The organism is Streptomyces sp. NBC_01381 (assembly GCF_026340305.1).
Classification (GTDB): Bacteria; Actinomycetota; Actinomycetes; order Streptomycetales; family Streptomycetaceae; genus Streptomyces.
On record NZ_JAPEPI010000002.1, the window covers coordinates 2,994,630 to 3,009,963 of the forward strand.

Sequence of the window (15,334 nt, forward strand, 5' to 3'; positions counted from 1 at the left end):
TACAGCAGGGCCCAGACCGTGTCGTCCCCGGACGATAGTTGGGTCTACCATCTGTTCCTGGCATGGACATATCGCTCTGGGAATTCGCCGCGCTCGCCGCAGCCGCACTACTGGTCGGCTTCTCGAAGACCGCCGTCAGCGGGGCCAACACGGTCAGCCTCGCCGTCTTCGCTGCGGTCCTCCCGGCCCGCGAGTCGACCGGCGTACTGCTGCCGATCCTCATCGCGGGCGACGTGCTCGCCGTCCTCGCCTATCGCCGGCACGCCCACTGGCCCACCCTGTGGCGGCTGTTCCCGGCCGTCGCGGCCGGTGTGGTCGTGGGCACCGTCTTCCTGATGTGGGCCGACGACACTGGGGTGCGTACGTCGATCGGGGCGATCCTGCTCCTGATGGCCGCGGTCACGCTGTGGCGCCGCCGGGTGCCGGCGGACGAGGGGGAGCCAAGCGGCGGCTCGCGCTTCAAGGCCCCTTCGTACGGCGTGCTCGGCGGATTCACCACCATGGTCGCCAACGCGGGCGGCCCGGTCCTGTCGATGTATCTCCTCTCCGCGGGCTTCCGGAAGCTGAGCTTCCTGGGCACGTCGGCGTGGTTCTTCCTGATCGTCAACACCTCCAAGGTTCCGTTCAGCGTGGGCCTCGGCCTGATCGACGCGCACTCGCTGCTGCTCGACGCCGCGCTCGTGCTCTTCGTCGTCCCGGGCGCCTATATCGGCAAGGTCGCCGTGCACCGCATCAACCAGCGGCTCTTCGAGCAGCTGGTCATCGGGGCGACCGTGCTCGGCGGACTCCAGCTGCTGCTCCGCTGAGGAGGCGGCCGGGGGTGGGACGTAACCTCGGGCCCATGCATGTGCTCGTCCTCGGCGGAACCACCGAAGCCCGCGCGCTCGCCGCGCGCCTCGCCACCCGGCGCGATGTCCGCGTGACCACCTCGCTCGCGGGGCGCGTCGCCCGCCCCGCCGCGCTCGAAGGTGACGTACGCGTCGGAGGGTTCGGCGGCGTGGACGGCCTCGCCGCCTGGCTGCGCGAGCACCGCGTGGACGCCGTCGTGGACGCCACGCATCCCTTCGCCGCCACGATCAGCGAGCACGCGGTGCGGGCCGCGGCGGCCACCGGCGTCCCGGCGGTCCTGCTGCGCAGGCCCGGCTGGCGGCCCGCTCCTGGCGACGTCTGGCACGACGCGGGCTCGCTCGCCGAGGCCGCGGCCCTGCTGCCCTCGCTCGGCCGCCGGGTCTTCCTGACCACGGGGCGCCTGGGCCTCGCCGCTTTCGCGGAGCCGTCCCTGGCCGAACTCCACTTCCTCGTACGTTCCGTGGAGCCGCCCGAACCGCCGCTGCCGCACCACACCGAGATCCTGCTCGACCGGGGCCCCTACACCGTCGAGGGCGAGACGGCACTGCTGCGCGAGCACCGCATCGACGTGCTGGTGACCAAGGACAGCGGCGGCGCCGCCACGGCCGCCAAACTCACCGCGGCCCGCGCGCTGTCCGTGCCCGTACTGATCGTCCGCCGCCCGCCGGCACCGGAGGGTGCGCACGAGCTGCCCGATGTGGCGGGCGTCCTCTCACACCTCGGCCTCGACTGATCGCGCCTCGGCCGTGGCTGATCACAGCTCGGCTGTGGCTGATCACAGCTCGGCGCCGTGGCTGATCACACCTCGCCCTTGACTGATCACACCGCGGCCTTGGCCGACGCGAGCGGTCGCTGATTCTCGGCCGAGAGACCGTGCTCCAAGTCCTCCACCAAAAGACGCTTGGCGATCGCGTCGACCGCCCTGATGAGATCCGCGTCGGCGGGACGCCCGCTGTCCTTCTCCACCTGCTCGCCCAGCCACTTCGCCCACGCCTTGCCGATCACATCGGCCTCGCGCTCGCCCGCCCGGGTGTGCGAGAAGAGCATGCCGGAGCGGGTGAGGAAGCCCTCCTCGACCATGCGGTCGAAGACCGGCACGAGAACCTCGGGCGGCACGCGACGCCGCGCCGCGATCAATCCGAGATTCGCGTGGCCCACCATCCGGTCGAAGAGCGTCACCTGCATCACGGCCCACGCGCCCGCCATGTCGAGCCGGGTGTCGGAGTCCCCGATGACGCGGCGCGCGGTGTCCATGCCGGTCTTGCGGATGATGTTCCCGACCGCCAGTTCCAGGACCTGGTCCGGGGAGCCGCTCGTCGTCGGCGACGCGAAGCCCTCACCCATGTCCGCCGAACTCATCCGCGCGCTGTCCCGCAGCTGCACCTGCTTGAGGAACAGCGCCACCACGAACCCGATGAGCGCCACCGGCACCGTCCACAGGAAGACGGTGTGCAGCGTGTCGGCGTACGCCTCGATGATGGGCGCGGCCGCGTCGGGCGGCAGATCGTGCAGCCCCTGCGGACTCTGTGCCGCCTTGGCCACCGCGGCGGGTTCCGCGGCGCCGGTGGCGGCCGCTGCGGCGACCCCGTCCTTGAGGTTGGGCTCAAGGGTGTTGGCGTAAATGGTCCCGAACACCGCCGTCCCGAACGAACTGCCCAACGTACGGAAGAAGGTCACCCCCGACGTGGCGGTGCCCAGATCCGCGTACGCGACCGTGTTCTGCACGGCGATGGTCAGAACCTGCATGCAAAGACCGATGCCGGTGCCGAGGACGAACATGTACACCGACTCGAGCCACGTACTGGTCTCGCTGCCCATCAGCGAAAGGAGATAAAGCCCGAGCGCCATCACCAGCGCACCCACGATCGGGAAGACGCGATACTTCCCGGTCTTGCTCACCACATTGCCGCTGAAGACCGACGCGATGAGCAGCCCGATCACCATGGGCAGCGTCCGCACGCCCGAGACAGTGGCCGAGTCCCCGTCCACGTACTGCAGATAGGTCGGCAGAAATGTCATCGCGCCGAGCATCGCGAAGCCCACGATGAAGCTGAGGATCGAGCAGACCGTGAAGACGGGGTTGGCGAACAGCCGCATCGGCAGCATCGGTTCGGCGGCCCGCGTCTCGACCACGCAGAACAGCGCGAGGGCGATCACTCCTCCGGCGAAGAGGCCGATGATGGTCGGCGACCCCCACGCATACTGATTGCCGCCCCAACTCGTCGCCAGGATCAGCGCGCTGGCCCCGATCGCGACGAACGCGATGCCGAGATAGTCGATGACGGGCCGCACCGCCGACTTCACCACGGGGATCGTGCGGGCCGCCGCGATCACCACGACGATCGCGATGGGTACGTTGACGTAGAAGGCCCAACGCCAGGTCAGATGGTCGGTGAAAAGACCGCCGAGCAGCGGCCCGATGACGGTGGCCACCCCGAAGACAGCACCGATGGCACCCTGGTACTTCCCGCGCTCACGGAGCGGGATGACATCGGCGATCAACGCCATCGACGTCACCATCAGACCGCCGGCGCCGATGCCCTGCAGGGCGCGCCAGGCGATGAGCAGCGTCATGTTCGTCGAAAGCCCGCACAGGAACGAGCCGGTGATGAAGACGATCGCCGAGATCTGAAAGACGACCTTCCGCCCGAAGAGGTCACCGAACTTCCCGACGAGGACCGTGGCGACGGTCTCCGCGAGCAGATACGACGTCACCACCCACGACATGTGCTCGGCGCCGCCCAGATCCGACACGATGGTGGGCAGCGCGGTGCCCACGATGGTCTGGTCGAGCGCGGCGAGCAGCATCCCCAGCATGATCGTCACGAAGACGACATTGCGACGGCGCTTGTCCAGGACGGGCGGGCCCTGCGCCGGGGCCTCGGCGGCCGGCTGGGAGGTGGTGGTCACACGGCCACCCTCACACCGCCCTTGGGCAGGTGCATGCCGGACCGGGCCGGTCCGGTGACGCCGGACCCCGGAGGGCTCAGTCCAGGTTGCGCCGCAGCAGATACGTGTCCATGATCCACCCCTTGCGCTCACGGGCCTCGGCCCGCAGGGCCTCGATGCGGGGCGCGGCCTCGTCGAGGGGCCCGGAGACGAGGATCTCGTCGGCGGTCCCGATATAGGCCCCCCAGTAGATGTACATGTCGCCGCCATCGCCATCGCCATCGCCATCGCCATCGCCATCAGGCCGCCCGGCATACTGCCGGAAGGCCTGATGGGCGTCGAGCATCACCACGACGTCATCGACCCCCTCGGGAAAACCACCGTCGGCGAGGCGGCGCCCCGTGGTGATCTGCACCGGCCGCGCGACGCGATTGAGTCCCGTGCGGTGCCGGGCGGCGAGCGAGGAGACGCTGCTGATGCCCGGCACGACGTCGTACGTGAAGGTCACCTCGCCCCGGCCGAGCACCTCCTCCAGGATCCCGAGGGTGCTGTCGTAGAGCGCGGGATCGCCCCACACCAGGAAGGCCCCGCTCTCGTCCTCGCCCATCTCATCGGCGATCAGCCGCTCATAAATGTCCGCGCGGCGGCTGCGCCAGTCCCCGACGGCGGGGGAGTAGTCGGCGCCGCCCGCCTTCCGGTCCCGCGCCGGGTCCCGCGCCTCGACCACGCGGTACGCGCCGTCGGCACGGTGCTCGTCGAGCAGCCCACGCCGCAACTGCACGAGGTCGTCCTTCTCCCCGCCCTTGTCCAGGATGAAGAACACGTCGCTGCTCTTGAGGGCCTTGACGGCCTGCAGGGTCAACTGGTCCGGGTCGCCCGCGCCGATGCCGATGACATGAATCTTTCGCACGCCGAGAGTCTGCCGCACGGGGTGCGGCGGGGGGCCTGCGGGGTGTGGGAGCGGCGGGGCGCGACGGGCGCCCTGCGTGTGGAGGGGCGGGATACTACGGGCGCCCTGCGGTGTGGAGGGGCGGGACACGACGGGCGCCCTGCGAGGCGTGGAGCCACGGCCTACACACTCCCCTCCCCGCCCGGAGCCGCGTCACCCCGCAGCCGCGGCGCGCACGAGGCCGCGTCCACGGGGGAGCAGCCGCCCTTCTCCACCCGCTCGGCCAACTCCCGCGCCCAGCCGAGCAGTCCGTCCACCGCGATCCCGTATGGCCGCTCCTCACGCCGCCCCGCGTCCACCGCGGCTGCGCCGCGCAGCAGCAGCCGTGCACCGCCCGTGGCGTTGCCGCGCGCCGCGTGGGTGAGACCAACAGCCAGCTGCGCAAGCCCCTTCCACAGGTCACGCTCGTCATCGGGCCCCGACTTCCAGGCGTCCTCGAAGACCTCGTGCGCGTGAAAGGGCCGTCCGGCGTCCAGCAGGGCCTGGGCCTGCGCGATCGTCTCGTCGGGAGTACGCGTGACCCCCTCGGGCTGCCGCTCCACGCCTTCGGCGCCGTACGGCAACGGGCGCCCGAGCCCGTCACGCGGCCGCGCGTTGCGGGCCCGCCCCTCGGCGTCACGGTCACGGCCAGGTTCATCGGATCGAGGTGCGGAACTCATGCGCCGATTGTCCCTCCCCGCACCCCACGACGAGGGAGCGGACCACCCCCGAACGTGGGGTAAAGTTCTGTCTGCGCGATCACGCAGAACACCGCGGGACACGCGCACCGGGACGTGGCGCAGCTTGGTAGCGCACTTGACTGGGGGTCAAGGGGTCGCAGGTTCAAATCCTGTCGTCCCGACGGAAACGTCGCAGGTAGGGGCCATCTTCGGATGGCCCCTACTTCGTCTTTGGGAGCAATTCTGGGAGCGGGGAGCAGCTCCCAATGCTCCCAGGGAGCGGGAGTCTGGGAGCGACGTCAACCGGGGGTCGACGGATGGTCACCCGATCCGGTCGCTCCCAGGGAGCATCTCCGCTGCCTGGTCTGGTGGAGGAGGCAAGGGGTCGTGCTGTTCGCCCCCTTGTCCGAATACTGGTCATGGGGCCGTGCTCCCACTGGACCCCTTGACGGCTTTCACCGACCCCATGTCTGCGGGGGCTCCCTGTCTCGGTGCACACGTCATCCAGAGGTTGAACGCGGTGGTGCCATGCGGTGCAGGTCGGCGGGGGTGTCGGCTGGGGGGGGAGTGCTCCGGTGGGTCCCCTTGTCGCGGTGCAAGTGGCCGTTGGCGTCTGTAGGGCGCCGTATGGAGATGCTCCGAGTGGGTGTGGTGTCTTGCCTAGTAGGGCTGGGGGCATGCGAGCCTGCTCGTTGGCCTGGCGGCTGTGGTCCGCGAGGATTGGGCCGAGCAGTGTGATGCCGTGGACGCGCTGGGCCCGCTCGACGTGGGCGGGAGTGAGATAGGCGGTGTCCACGACGTTGCGCCTGCCGGAAACTCCATCCGTGCAGTTCAAGCGGCATGTTGGTACTCGTGGAGGCCTCCGCCGAGGCGGTCTCTTCGGAGTACGTCGAGCTGGGTGATTTGGGCGTGGGGGAGTGATGCGGGAACGGCGCGTAGGGGTGCTGCCTGCTGTAACGCTTGGTGGGGCCGGTGGAGGTTGTAGTGCAGCTCGAACTGGTTGAGCGCGTGGCGTAGATGGTGCTCGTTCCAGATGGGGGTGCGGTCCAGTAGTTCGTGGCGGCAGGTTTGGATCCAGCGTTCCATGATGGCGTTCATGCGCGGTATCCGGACGCTGGTGAGCACGACTTGGATGCCGGCGTTGCTCAGGATTTCGTCGAAGAGGGCGGGGTACTTCGCGTCCCGGTCCCGGATCAGGTACGCGACGGTGGCCTGTGTGTCTGTCAGGTTCGTGGTCAGGTTGCGGGCGGCCTGGGCTACCCAGGCCGCGGCGGGGTGTGCTGTGGTGCCGAGGATCCGGATGCGCCGGGTGGCGTGTTCGATGATGGCGAGGATGTACTGGCGCTGTCCTGTCAGAGTCACTGTCTCGATGAAGTCGCAGGCTATGAGGGCGTCGGCCTGGGAGCGTAGGAAGTCGGCCCAGGTGGTGGCGGCCCGGTCGGTGCGGGGTCGATGCCCTGGGAGGTGAGGATCTCCCAGACGGTGGAGGCGGCGATTTTGATTCCGAGGGTGGTGAGTTCGCCGTGCACCCTGCGGTAGCCCCACGAGGGATTCTCGCGGACCAGGCGCAGGACCAGTCTGCGGATCGAGTGGACCGTGGGCGGTCGTCCGGGCTTCTTGGGCCGGCAGGTGCGGGCGTGGCGCCGTTTGATCAGGTCGCGATGCCAGCGCAGCACGGTGTCAGGCCGGATCAGTAGGCGCAATCGGCGCAGGACCTCGCGGGGCAATGGCACCAGCAGAGCGGCAAGAAATACCCGGTCTTCCGGAGCAATCTTCACCCGGTCCGCGCCGAGTTGTCGCTCAAGGACGGTGAGCTGGTGGCGCAGGGCGAGGATCTCCGTGACCTTGTCGCGGTCGCTCACCGGCAGCAACCGCAGCGCGCCGAACAGGTTGGTGACGGTCAAGTAGACAAGACGCAGCAGCACAAGTGCTCATCCTGCCGCACCGTCGCAGACGCTCCTGAGCTGCATGGATGGCATACTCGGCAGGCGCACAGCTCGATGCCATCCAGGACAACCACCGTCACCACATCGACCTTGGCATGCCGACCTTCCCGTAGACCGCCGGCCGAACAGGCTGAACTCCTCTAGTCCGGTCGCGAATAGCGGCGGTACAGCGGTTAACCCTGAGATCCAACGGCGGCAGTCTCTCAGAAGTGCCTCGCACAACATGCGGGTTTCGAGAGGACTTTTGCGAGTGGCGACCTGCGGAAACGTGACCAACCCGGCGCCTCTCGCAGAACTCTCACAGATGGTTAATTGTGAGAATCGGGCGGGAGCGGGAACTCCCTGAGCCAGTGCCGGACTGTCTCCGCCTCCTCCTTGAGCCCGAGCGCCTCAAGCAGCTTCACCTGTAGGTCCAGCACAGCGTGAAGCTGCGGGAATGCGGACGGCATCGTGGCAACGTGACTGAGATAAAGCTCCGCAGCCTCCTCCGTCGCGCGTAGCGACTTAAAAAGATCACCTCCCGCCGCCAGAAGCGTCGCGAAGACGGCCAGTGAGGTGGCGAGGTCGGGTTCGTGGGCGGCCGGGTTGTCCGCCGCGAGCCGACGCCGGATCTCCACCGCCTGCTCTACGGCAGTCAGGGCTTCCCTCCGCCGCCCCACCTCTGACAACTGGATGCTGAGGTTGGCCAGTGAGGTGGCGAGGTCGGGTTCGTGGGCGGCCGGGTTGTCCGCCGCGAGCCGACGCCGGATCTCCACCGCCTGCTCTACGGCAGTCAGGGCTTCCCCCCGCCGCCCCACCTCTGACAACTGGATGCCGAGGTTAGACAGCGAGCGCGCCAGATCGGGTTCGTAGGCAGCCGGATTGCCCGCCGCAAGCAGGCGGTAGATTTCCACCGCCTGCTCGGTGGCGGTCAGGGCATCTCTCCGCCGCCCCACCTCTGACAACTGGATGCTGAGGTTGGCCAGTGAGGTGGCGAGGTCGGGTTCGTGGGCGGCCGGGTTGTCCGCCGCGAGCCGACGCCGGATCTCCACCGCCTGCTCCACGGCAGTCAGGGCTTCCCCCCGCCGCCCTGCCTCCGACAGCCGAATGCCGAGGTTGGACAGCGAGGCGGCGAGGTCGGGTTGGTAGGCGGCTGGGTTGCCCACTGCGCGTTGCTGGTACACGCGAGCGAGGGCGGTGGTGAGGTGAAGGGCGAGAGGGCTGATGATGCGGGACGGGTAAGGGAGTGCAGCTACCGCGGTCTGGACGGCTTGGTGGTCGAGGGGGACGGTGTCCAGGGCCGTGTCCACGATGCGCAGGATGTGTTCGCTCTCGGGGGCGCGGCCGGCGTTGTAGTGGGCGATCGCGGCTCGGGCCAGGACGGTGATGAGCTGGGCCTGTTGTCCGGGTGCTGCCGCGCCGAGCAGGGCGGGCAACGTGAGGTCGCCTTCGGTGAGGGTGCGGGAAGCGTGGTACTCGGCGATGCGGTCGGGTTGGAGGGAGCCCCAGTACCGGTCACCGTCGGCCGGGTACAGGGAGGCGAGCCATGCGGCGGCGAGTGCCGTCTGATCGGCGGGCAGGCCAGGCAGGGTCGCGAGCACCCCCACGGCCTCTTCATCCTCGTCCTCTTTCCCCTTGCTTGCTCCGCAGAGGGCGGCCACGGCCACGGCGGCGCCCAGGGTGGGGGCGGGCAGGTCGAGTTTGTAGGCGGGTGCTTTGGCGCTGGCCTCCCAGAAGCGGTCCTCGTGTTTGAGCAGGGTGCGCTCCGGTGGGGTACCGGGGGCCGCATCGACGGGTCGGGGTCCGTGCTGCAGGAGGGCGATCAGGGCGGTCATCTGCAGGGTGAGGACGTTGTCGTAGCGGTAGTCGTGCAGGTCCGCAGGGGGCCGGAGCGCGGCAGCCAGGCACGCCCAGTCGTGTGCGGGCAGGGTGGATAGCAGCGGGAGCAGACGGGCGAGGTCGTGGGCGGCCAGGCGGAAGGCGTCGTGCCGGTCATGGGCGGGCTGGCTGGTGGGAATGAGAGGGGTGAGTGGGATAACTGGGGCTTCTTCGAGGAGGTCTCGCACGACCGGGGTGGCCTGGAGGGAGCCGGTGCGCCATTGGCCGTCGGAGCGGGCGAGCAGCAGTACGCGTACACGGTGGCGCGAGCGGTGCAGGTGAGTGACGAGGCGGCGCAGCAGGCGGGGACGGGTCTCGGCGTAGTCGACGACCAGGAGCAGGGGTAGGGCGGTGTTGAAAGTGGTGAAGTCGGGTGGAGCCAGGGTGGGGTCGTCGGCGAGGTCGGAACTCAGATGCCCGGCGACCCAGCCATGCCAGCCGAGGGTGTCGGTGAGGCGGCGGGCGAGGCGGGTCTTGCCCTGTCCCCCAGGCCCGGTCAGTACACGCAGTTGAATGGCAGGCGGGCCCTTCTCGCACCACAAGCGCAGGTCGGCGAGTTCGCTGGCGCGGCCGTGGAAGGCGACGGCTTCGGCATCGGCGCGCAGAAGAGCGGCAGGAGAGCGGAGGTTGCGGTCGACAGCAGCGGGGGTAAGCAGGGCGGCGGGTTCGACCGGTTCCAGGACGGGTTCCCAGCCGGTGTGCTCGGCAATGAGCGTGCGGAAGGCTTCGTCGGCCAGCAGGCGTGCAGTGGGGGTGGCAGTCAGGCGGGTTCCGCCGCCGTCGGCCTGGCGGTCGCGGCGTATGACGCCGCACAAGAGGTCTCCGCCGTAGCCGTCGTCGGTGAGGACGGCGGCGCCCGACATGCCCGACCAGCGGCTCCCCCCTCCGATGATATAGGCGGCAGGGACGGGGTCGGTGCTGGTGAGTTCGTAGCGGCCGGCCAGGGAGCCGGTGCCCGGGGCGATACGGCCGGTGAACTGCTCGTCGAGGCGCCGGCCGTCGGTGGTGTCCTTCTGCATGCGGGGGAAGCCGAACGCGGTGACCGGGTGGGGGCGGGTTCCGATGATGAGGCCGTAGCGCTGGGGCGGCCGGGTGAGCAGGTCACCGAGGGACTGTGGAACCTGCCAGCCGACGCCTTCCGCGATTTCGATCAGCGCGGCGTCCACGGTGTCGTCCCAGCGCTGCCAGCGCACGACCACGGGAAACTCTTCCTCGCCGGTGCCGGGCAGGCTCACCATTACCGGGCTGTCGGCGTCGGCGCCCAGGATGTGGGCGGCGGTCAGCACCAGCCGCGGCGCGATGAGGTAGCCCGAGCCGAATCCTGTCGTCCCCTCCGGATGGTTCACCCAGACCTGCACCCGCCGGTCGAACTCCACCAGCCGCCCCGTTCACTCGCAGCTGCCCGCGGCCCGCTTGCGGCGGGTCTTCTCCACGTCGCTGACGTCGATGTCGCCGCCGCCGGGCAGGTGCGGAGTCATTGCCACGGTCACCGTGTGGGTGGCCCTGCTGCCGCTTTCCTTCTTCCCGCCCAGGCTGATCACGCTCCACCGCAGTCCGCCGTCGACGCCCTTGGCGCTGGTCAGCTCCAGGCCGAGTTCCAGCGTGATCTCCCCCAGCGTGAACAGCACCCCCCGGTGCCCGGCGCCCGCAGGAGCGGCGATCCGGTCCTGCGCCTCGGCGATCTGATCCCGCAGCAGGGTGATCGCGTCCGCCAGGTCCATCCACTCCTGATCCGAACCACTTGCGTTGCCCACCACGATCCCCTTCGCCACCCCGCCCCCTCCCTGCACGGCGGGACGAGGAGGCGGCTACGCACATCCTCCCGGCACGAACCAGCGGAAACCATGCTGAGGCTGTCGTATTTTCGAGAACCTGACACGGCCTCGGCCCGGCGACGGCACGGTCAAACTCGCCCGCCACGGCAACCCGTCATGACTCGTGCGTACATGCCTTACTTGCCTTACACATCTCCAGCCCATTGACCTGTAGAGATGCTTGACAGCACTAGATAACGATGAAACACGGCGTTGAAGGCCAGGCCGAGCGCGGCGAGTTGGTCCTACAGGATCCGGCCCGCGTCATCGCGAAGGCACTCGGTTACCACGACAAGGCGGCCACCCGCCTGGTCACCGAACTTGGAGGAACCTGGAGCCGATACGCCCCCGGTGACCACACACGGTGACGTCAGGACCGACCTCACCAAGGAATACGCGACGCCTCAACATGCGAGCCCACCAGTCTCGCGACCGTAGTCACTGCGATAGTTCAGAGAATACGGCTCCACCCCGGGCGTGGTCATCACGCTGTCGGTACAGGCAGACGGCCACGAGGAAACGGTCCTGAAGACCTGGACTGCCGGACTCGGCGAGTCCACTGGGCCGTGAGCGCCCCGAGAGCGGCAGAGGCCACCTCACGCGATCAACTCCGCCCCGCATGCTCCTCGTCGGCGGCCTGCTGACTATCGATCAAGTCTGTTGATGCACGCTCGCAGAGGGTGAGGCTGGGTTGTCACGGTGCCGGTGGAGTCCCGTCCGTCGGGTGACCGCGTGGGGTTGGTTCAACGCTTGTGGTGAATGGAGTGCTGGGCGCCCGGCTGAGGTTCTCCGTCTGCCGCGGTGCTCTTGGGTGTGTCGGCCGGGCCTGGCTTGCTTCACCGGGAGTGTGCATGACCACGGGCGGGATGGGTCTGGAGCCGGGAATGTTGATGCGGATGCGCATGGTCGGCGGTCGGGCCGGGGTGTGCTGATTGTCCTGCTGCTGTCCGGTGGTTGTGTTCTCTTGGCCGTGCTCGGGGCAGTCATTGCCCGGTGGGCGGGCCGCCGGTGGAGAGGCTGGCGTCGGGTGGGGCCTTCTGGCGAAGGGGTTGAGGCGAGAGGGGATGAACGGCTGCGGACTCGCCGGTTGGTTCAGGGTGCGCGTCTGGTCGGCGTTCGGCGCCGGTGCGGGCGGCTGCCGTGTGGCGGGCTGGGCCCATGACCCGGTGGTCTTCCGCCGTGGCAGTGGGGGCCGGGCGCCCGGTGTGGGCATGCGCAGGACCAGTGTGGGGGTGTCCGCGGCGGAAACGGGGGCCGGGCCTGCGCCGGGCCTGCGCAGTTCCAGTGTGGGAGCGTCGGCGCTGGAGGCGGGGAGAGTGCCCTCGTGCGGCGCGTCGGGCGCGCAGCTGGAGCACAGTCGCGGTGCCCAGCCGTGCTCATCGCTGTAGCCGAAGGAGGGACGGCGGCACTGGGGGCAGGCGAGCTCTCCGCGGCGCTGCGCCTGGTCGATGAGGAGTTCGCGGCTCATCCGCGCGGCGGCGTCTGCTTCAGAGGAGGCCGGGTCGGGCACATGGACCGTGATCTTGAGAGCGGGGGTCTTGCGCGAGGTCGACTCCATCTCGCTCATCAGAAGCTGCAGGTCCCTGGGCGTGACGCGGTCGTGGAAGGTCAAGCGCTGTGCGGTGTCGGGTTTGCGTGAGCGCAGCCGGCTGCTTCGGCGGTCGGCGTCCGCACGGTCCCAGGCTTTCGTCCACTCGGGCAGCTCGCTTCTACGGACGTTGCAGGCCTCGGCGAAGGCCGCTACGAATGTCCGGCTGGGTGTGGAGCTGCCTTTGAGGACCCGTCCGACGGTGCTGTGCGGCAGGCGCCCCACTCCGCCCAGACGGGTGTCAAGGGAGCGGAGGGGCGGCCGGCCATCGTCGTGGTGGAGATCGACGAGCGCGGAGTGCAGATCGGCGAAGTCCTTGACGACGCTGATGTGCACTCCGCTTCGGTGACCGCTGACCACGCCCTGAGTGCGGGCCTCGTCGCGCCGGGCGTGCTTCCACAGCCGTTCGGCTTCTTTCGTGCTGCGTCCGCAGGCCGCGGCGTAGGCCAGGACCACAGCCGGGTTCTGCGGCACGCTGCGCCCGGAGGCAGCGCGCGCGAGAGTGTCCGCGCTGTACTCGGTACCAGAGGCGAGCTGCTCGTAGGTCAGAGCGGCATCTTCCCTGCCGTTACGCAGCCACGTCACCAGAGCCAGTAACGACCGGCTGCACCGGGGGATCGGGTTCTCGCGGCGTGCCATCGGACGGTCAGGCCTGCGCGAGCCGCCGTGCGGCCGTTCGGCTGCGCCGCAGCCTCACCGCGAGGCGGCCGAGGGAGACGGCCTCGAGGAGCAAGACGACTACGCTCACGGCCGGCAGACCGGCGGCGGCCAGGGCGGCGGCAACGATGATGATCACGATGAGGACGACTGCCTCGGGCGTAGTCAGAGGACGCGACGTGCCGCAAGTTGCGTTGTTCAACTCTTCGCCTAACTGTTCGTTTGGGGCTCAACTACATGTACTGCGGGCTCAGTTGCTGGTACTGCGAGTTGTGCTGGTCGTGCGCCGGGTCGGTTGCCGCCGCCCGGGTGGTTAGCGATGTTGCAGCATCCCGGGCCCCAGTACTATCCGCCGGGCGCGCAATCCGCAGATGTGTCCCTTTGCCGGTCTGGCTCCACGGCGGCCCCCCGCGGGGGATCGTGCCTGTTCACAGGTGGTGTGGTGGGCTGCTTTCCGCAGTTGTGTCCCACCTTTCGACCGACCCGATCGTCACCGAGGGTGACAATCCGCAGGGGTGTCCCGCGATCCACTACAGCTTTCGGACATGCCGGAACGCGCATCTCCGCAGCTCGGAACGGGAATTGCCGCCTCTGTTTCCGCGCCCGCGTCCCAACCTTGACCTTCGCGCCGACATGCCTGATCTTTGTGCGTGCCTGCCTGCATGGCCTCACGGCCACCAGCGGGCTCTCCGAAGTACTGCGGGCAACACAGTCACCCAGGAGACAGAGCGCCCGTTGCCGCGGGAGAAGCTCACCGTTCTGGCGCCGCCCACCGCGGCGCCAGAACGTTCCTTGGCCCGCCAGCCCGCCGACTCGACTCGTGAGGCCTTCCTGCCACGGGGCGGCACGCACACTCGCAGTCCTGCGCAGATGTCGTACGCGACCGCGTCGCGGCCGTGTGGGTGCCCGAAACTCGGCCGCCCTATGCGACCTGGTTGTATTCGTGGATCACGCCACCGAGTAGATCTCGACGGATGACCTTGCCGTCCGGGCCGACCGGGTCGGGGAGTGGTCGCAGGGGTGCTGCTTGTTGGAGGGCGCGATGGGGGCGATGGGTGTTGAAGTGCGTTTCGTATGTGGCCAGTACGTTGCGCAGGTGCCGTTCGTTGATGATCAGTGTGCGGTCGAGGAGTTCTCGGCGGCATCCGCCGATCCAGCGCTCGATGTACGCGTTTGCCTTGTGGTGCCTGGACCGGAGTGAGCAGGACCTGGATGGTCTCGGATGCAAGGACGGCGTCGAAGTCGTCGGTGAACTTCGAGTCTCTGTCCCGGATCAGGAACTTCACTCGGTCGACGTGGTCGTCCAGCGCCATGAGGAGGTCGCGGGCCTGCTGGACTGCCCAGTGGCCGGTCGGGTGGGCGGTGACGCCAAGGAGGTGTATTTGGCGGGTGGAGATGTCCATGGCCGCCATGCAGTACAGGCGCCGCAGTAACACGGTGTCGACGTGGAAGAAGTCCACCGCGAGGATCCCGGAGGCCTGGCTGCGCAGGAACTGTGCCCAGGTCGGGCCCGAGCGTCGTGGTGCCGGGTCGATCCCGGCTCTCTTCAGGATCGCCCAGACCGTGGAGGCGCCAACTGGACGACCGGCGCGGGCCAGTTCGCCTGCGATCCTGCGGTATCCCCAGTGCGGGTTCTCCGTGGCCATCCTCAGCATCAGCTAGCGTACGGTGGGCGGGGTTGGTGGTCGGCCTGGTCCTCGGCGTTTGTAGGTCCAGCGGTGCTTGACCATGTCGGAGTGCTAGCGCAGCAGCGTGCCCGGAGTGACGAACAGGTGCCCTCGCAAATCCTTGGGCAGCAGCCGGGACAGCGCCGCGATCACTGCCCGGTCCGCCCATGAGGGGTGTGGCCGGCCAACCTGGCGGCGGAGAACAGTGAGTTGGTGCCGCAGTACGAGTATTTCCGCATTCTTGGAAGCCTCCGATCGCGCCAGCAACGCAATCCATCCCAGGACCTTCGAGAAGGTCAGATACAGCAGTCGCAGAGCCATGCCCCAGGATCTCGCCACGCCTGGCCTGGACCGCAAGGCCAGGTCAGCAGGGGTAGCCGAGTTTCGGGCACCCACAGGCGCCGGGAAGTCGAAGGTATTCCGGGAAGGGTTGCAGAATAAAGTCCGTCAATAGGCCGT

12 protein-coding genes, 1 tRNA gene and 1 pseudogene are annotated in these 15,334 nt (G+C 68.8%); 4 read left to right on the forward strand and 10 right to left on the reverse strand.

Features of this window, described 5'->3' with window-relative positions; all coding sequences use genetic code 11:
- The first annotated feature begins 62 nt into the window (after positions 1-62).
- Together OG453_RS34900 and OG453_RS34905 are read left to right on the forward strand one after the other, a co-directional pair.
- Complete coding sequence (locus tag OG453_RS34900) at positions 63-806, forward strand: sulfite exporter TauE/SafE family protein (protein ID WP_266872559.1); 744 nt, start codon at positions 63-65, stop codon at positions 804-806.
- A gap of 35 nt (positions 807-841) precedes the next feature.
- A complete protein-coding gene (locus OG453_RS34905; protein ID WP_266873243.1) occupies positions 842-1,582 on the forward strand; it encodes a cobalt-precorrin-6A reductase in 741 nt (246 codons plus the stop codon).
- Positions 1,583-1,668: 86 nt separating this feature from the next.
- Here the strand turns inward: OG453_RS34905 and OG453_RS34910 are convergent, their stop codons facing one another.
- The 3 genes from OG453_RS34910 to OG453_RS34920 all read right to left on the reverse strand — a co-directional run bounded on the left by OG453_RS34910 (position 1,669) and on the right by OG453_RS34920 (position 5,346).
- Positions 1,669-3,759, reverse strand: coding sequence for an MDR family MFS transporter (locus OG453_RS34910; protein WP_266872560.1), 2,091 nt, complete (start codon positions 3,757-3,759; stop codon positions 1,669-1,671).
- 76 nt (positions 3,760-3,835) lie between these two features.
- Complete coding sequence (cobF, locus tag OG453_RS34915) at positions 3,836-4,648, reverse strand: precorrin-6A synthase (deacetylating) (protein ID WP_266872561.1); 813 nt, start codon at positions 4,646-4,648, stop codon at positions 3,836-3,838.
- 161 nt (positions 4,649-4,809) lie between these two features.
- Complete coding sequence (locus OG453_RS34920; RefSeq protein ID WP_266872562.1) at positions 4,810-5,346, reverse strand: DUF309 domain-containing protein; 537 nt, start codon at positions 5,344-5,346, stop codon at positions 4,810-4,812.
- Positions 5,347-5,454: 108 nt separating this feature from the next.
- Between OG453_RS34920 and OG453_RS34925 the strand changes: the two genes are divergently transcribed.
- A tRNA-Pro gene (locus OG453_RS34925) sits at positions 5,455-5,528 on the forward strand.
- Positions 5,529-6,177: 649 nt separating this feature from the next.
- Here OG453_RS34925 and OG453_RS34930 read toward each other — a convergent pair.
- The 6 genes and pseudogenes from OG453_RS34930 to OG453_RS45205 all read right to left on the reverse strand — a co-directional run bounded on the left by OG453_RS34930 (position 6,178) and on the right by OG453_RS45205 (position 14,436).
- Positions 6,178-7,271 (reverse strand): annotated as a pseudogene (locus OG453_RS34930) (integrase core domain-containing protein).
- A gap of 329 nt (positions 7,272-7,600) precedes the next feature.
- Complete coding sequence (locus OG453_RS34935; protein WP_266872563.1) at positions 7,601-10,525, reverse strand: tetratricopeptide repeat protein; 2,925 nt, start codon at positions 10,523-10,525, stop codon at positions 7,601-7,603.
- Between the two features lie 12 nt (positions 10,526-10,537).
- A complete protein-coding gene (locus tag OG453_RS34940) occupies positions 10,538-10,921 on the reverse strand; it encodes a trypco2 family protein (protein ID WP_266872564.1) in 384 nt (127 codons plus the stop codon).
- A gap of 736 nt (positions 10,922-11,657) precedes the next feature.
- Complete coding sequence (locus tag OG453_RS34945; RefSeq protein WP_266872565.1) at positions 11,658-13,136, reverse strand: helix-turn-helix transcriptional regulator; 1,479 nt, start codon at positions 13,134-13,136, stop codon at positions 11,658-11,660.
- 61 nt (positions 13,137-13,197) lie between these two features.
- Positions 13,198-13,347: a hypothetical protein gene (locus OG453_RS34950; protein WP_266872566.1), complete on the reverse strand. Its 150-nt coding sequence runs from the start codon at positions 13,345-13,347 to the stop codon at positions 13,198-13,200.
- Positions 13,348-14,130: 783 nt separating this feature from the next.
- Complete coding sequence (locus OG453_RS45205; RefSeq protein ID WP_323178694.1) at positions 14,131-14,436, reverse strand: integrase core domain-containing protein; 306 nt, start codon at positions 14,434-14,436, stop codon at positions 14,131-14,133.
- Positions 14,437-14,609: 173 nt separating this feature from the next.
- On the opposite strand from OG453_RS45205, the gene OG453_RS45210 reads away from it, so the two are divergent.
- Entirely contained in the window at positions 14,610-14,870 is a 261-nt protein-coding gene (locus OG453_RS45210) for a hypothetical protein (RefSeq protein WP_323178695.1), read from the forward strand.
- A gap of 77 nt (positions 14,871-14,947) precedes the next feature.
- Here the strand turns inward: OG453_RS45210 and OG453_RS45215 are convergent, their stop codons facing one another.
- On the reverse strand, positions 14,948-15,196 hold the full coding sequence (locus OG453_RS45215) for an integrase (RefSeq protein ID WP_323178696.1): 249 nt from the start codon (positions 15,194-15,196) through the stop codon (positions 14,948-14,950).
- Between the last annotated feature and the right edge of the window lie 138 nt (positions 15,197-15,334).

What these genes read in the sequence shown, in the direction of transcription:
- OG453_RS45215 (WP_323178696.1), bottom strand. Translation starts at nt 15,196, where the DNA reads ATGGCTCTGCGACTGCTGTATCTGACCTTCTCGAAGGTCCTGGGATGG.
- OG453_RS34905 (WP_266873243.1), top strand. Translation starts at nt 842, where the DNA reads ATGCATGTGCTCGTCCTCGGCGGAACCACCGAAGCCCGCGCGCTCGCC.
- OG453_RS45210 (WP_323178695.1), top strand. Translation starts at nt 14,610, where the DNA reads ATGGCCGCCATGCAGTACAGGCGCCGCAGTAACACGGTGTCGACGTGG.
- OG453_RS34920 (WP_266872562.1), bottom strand. Translation starts at nt 5,346, where the DNA reads ATGAGTTCCGCACCTCGATCCGATGAACCTGGCCGTGACCGTGACGCC.
- OG453_RS34900 (WP_266872559.1), top strand. Translation starts at nt 63, where the DNA reads ATGGACATATCGCTCTGGGAATTCGCCGCGCTCGCCGCAGCCGCACTA.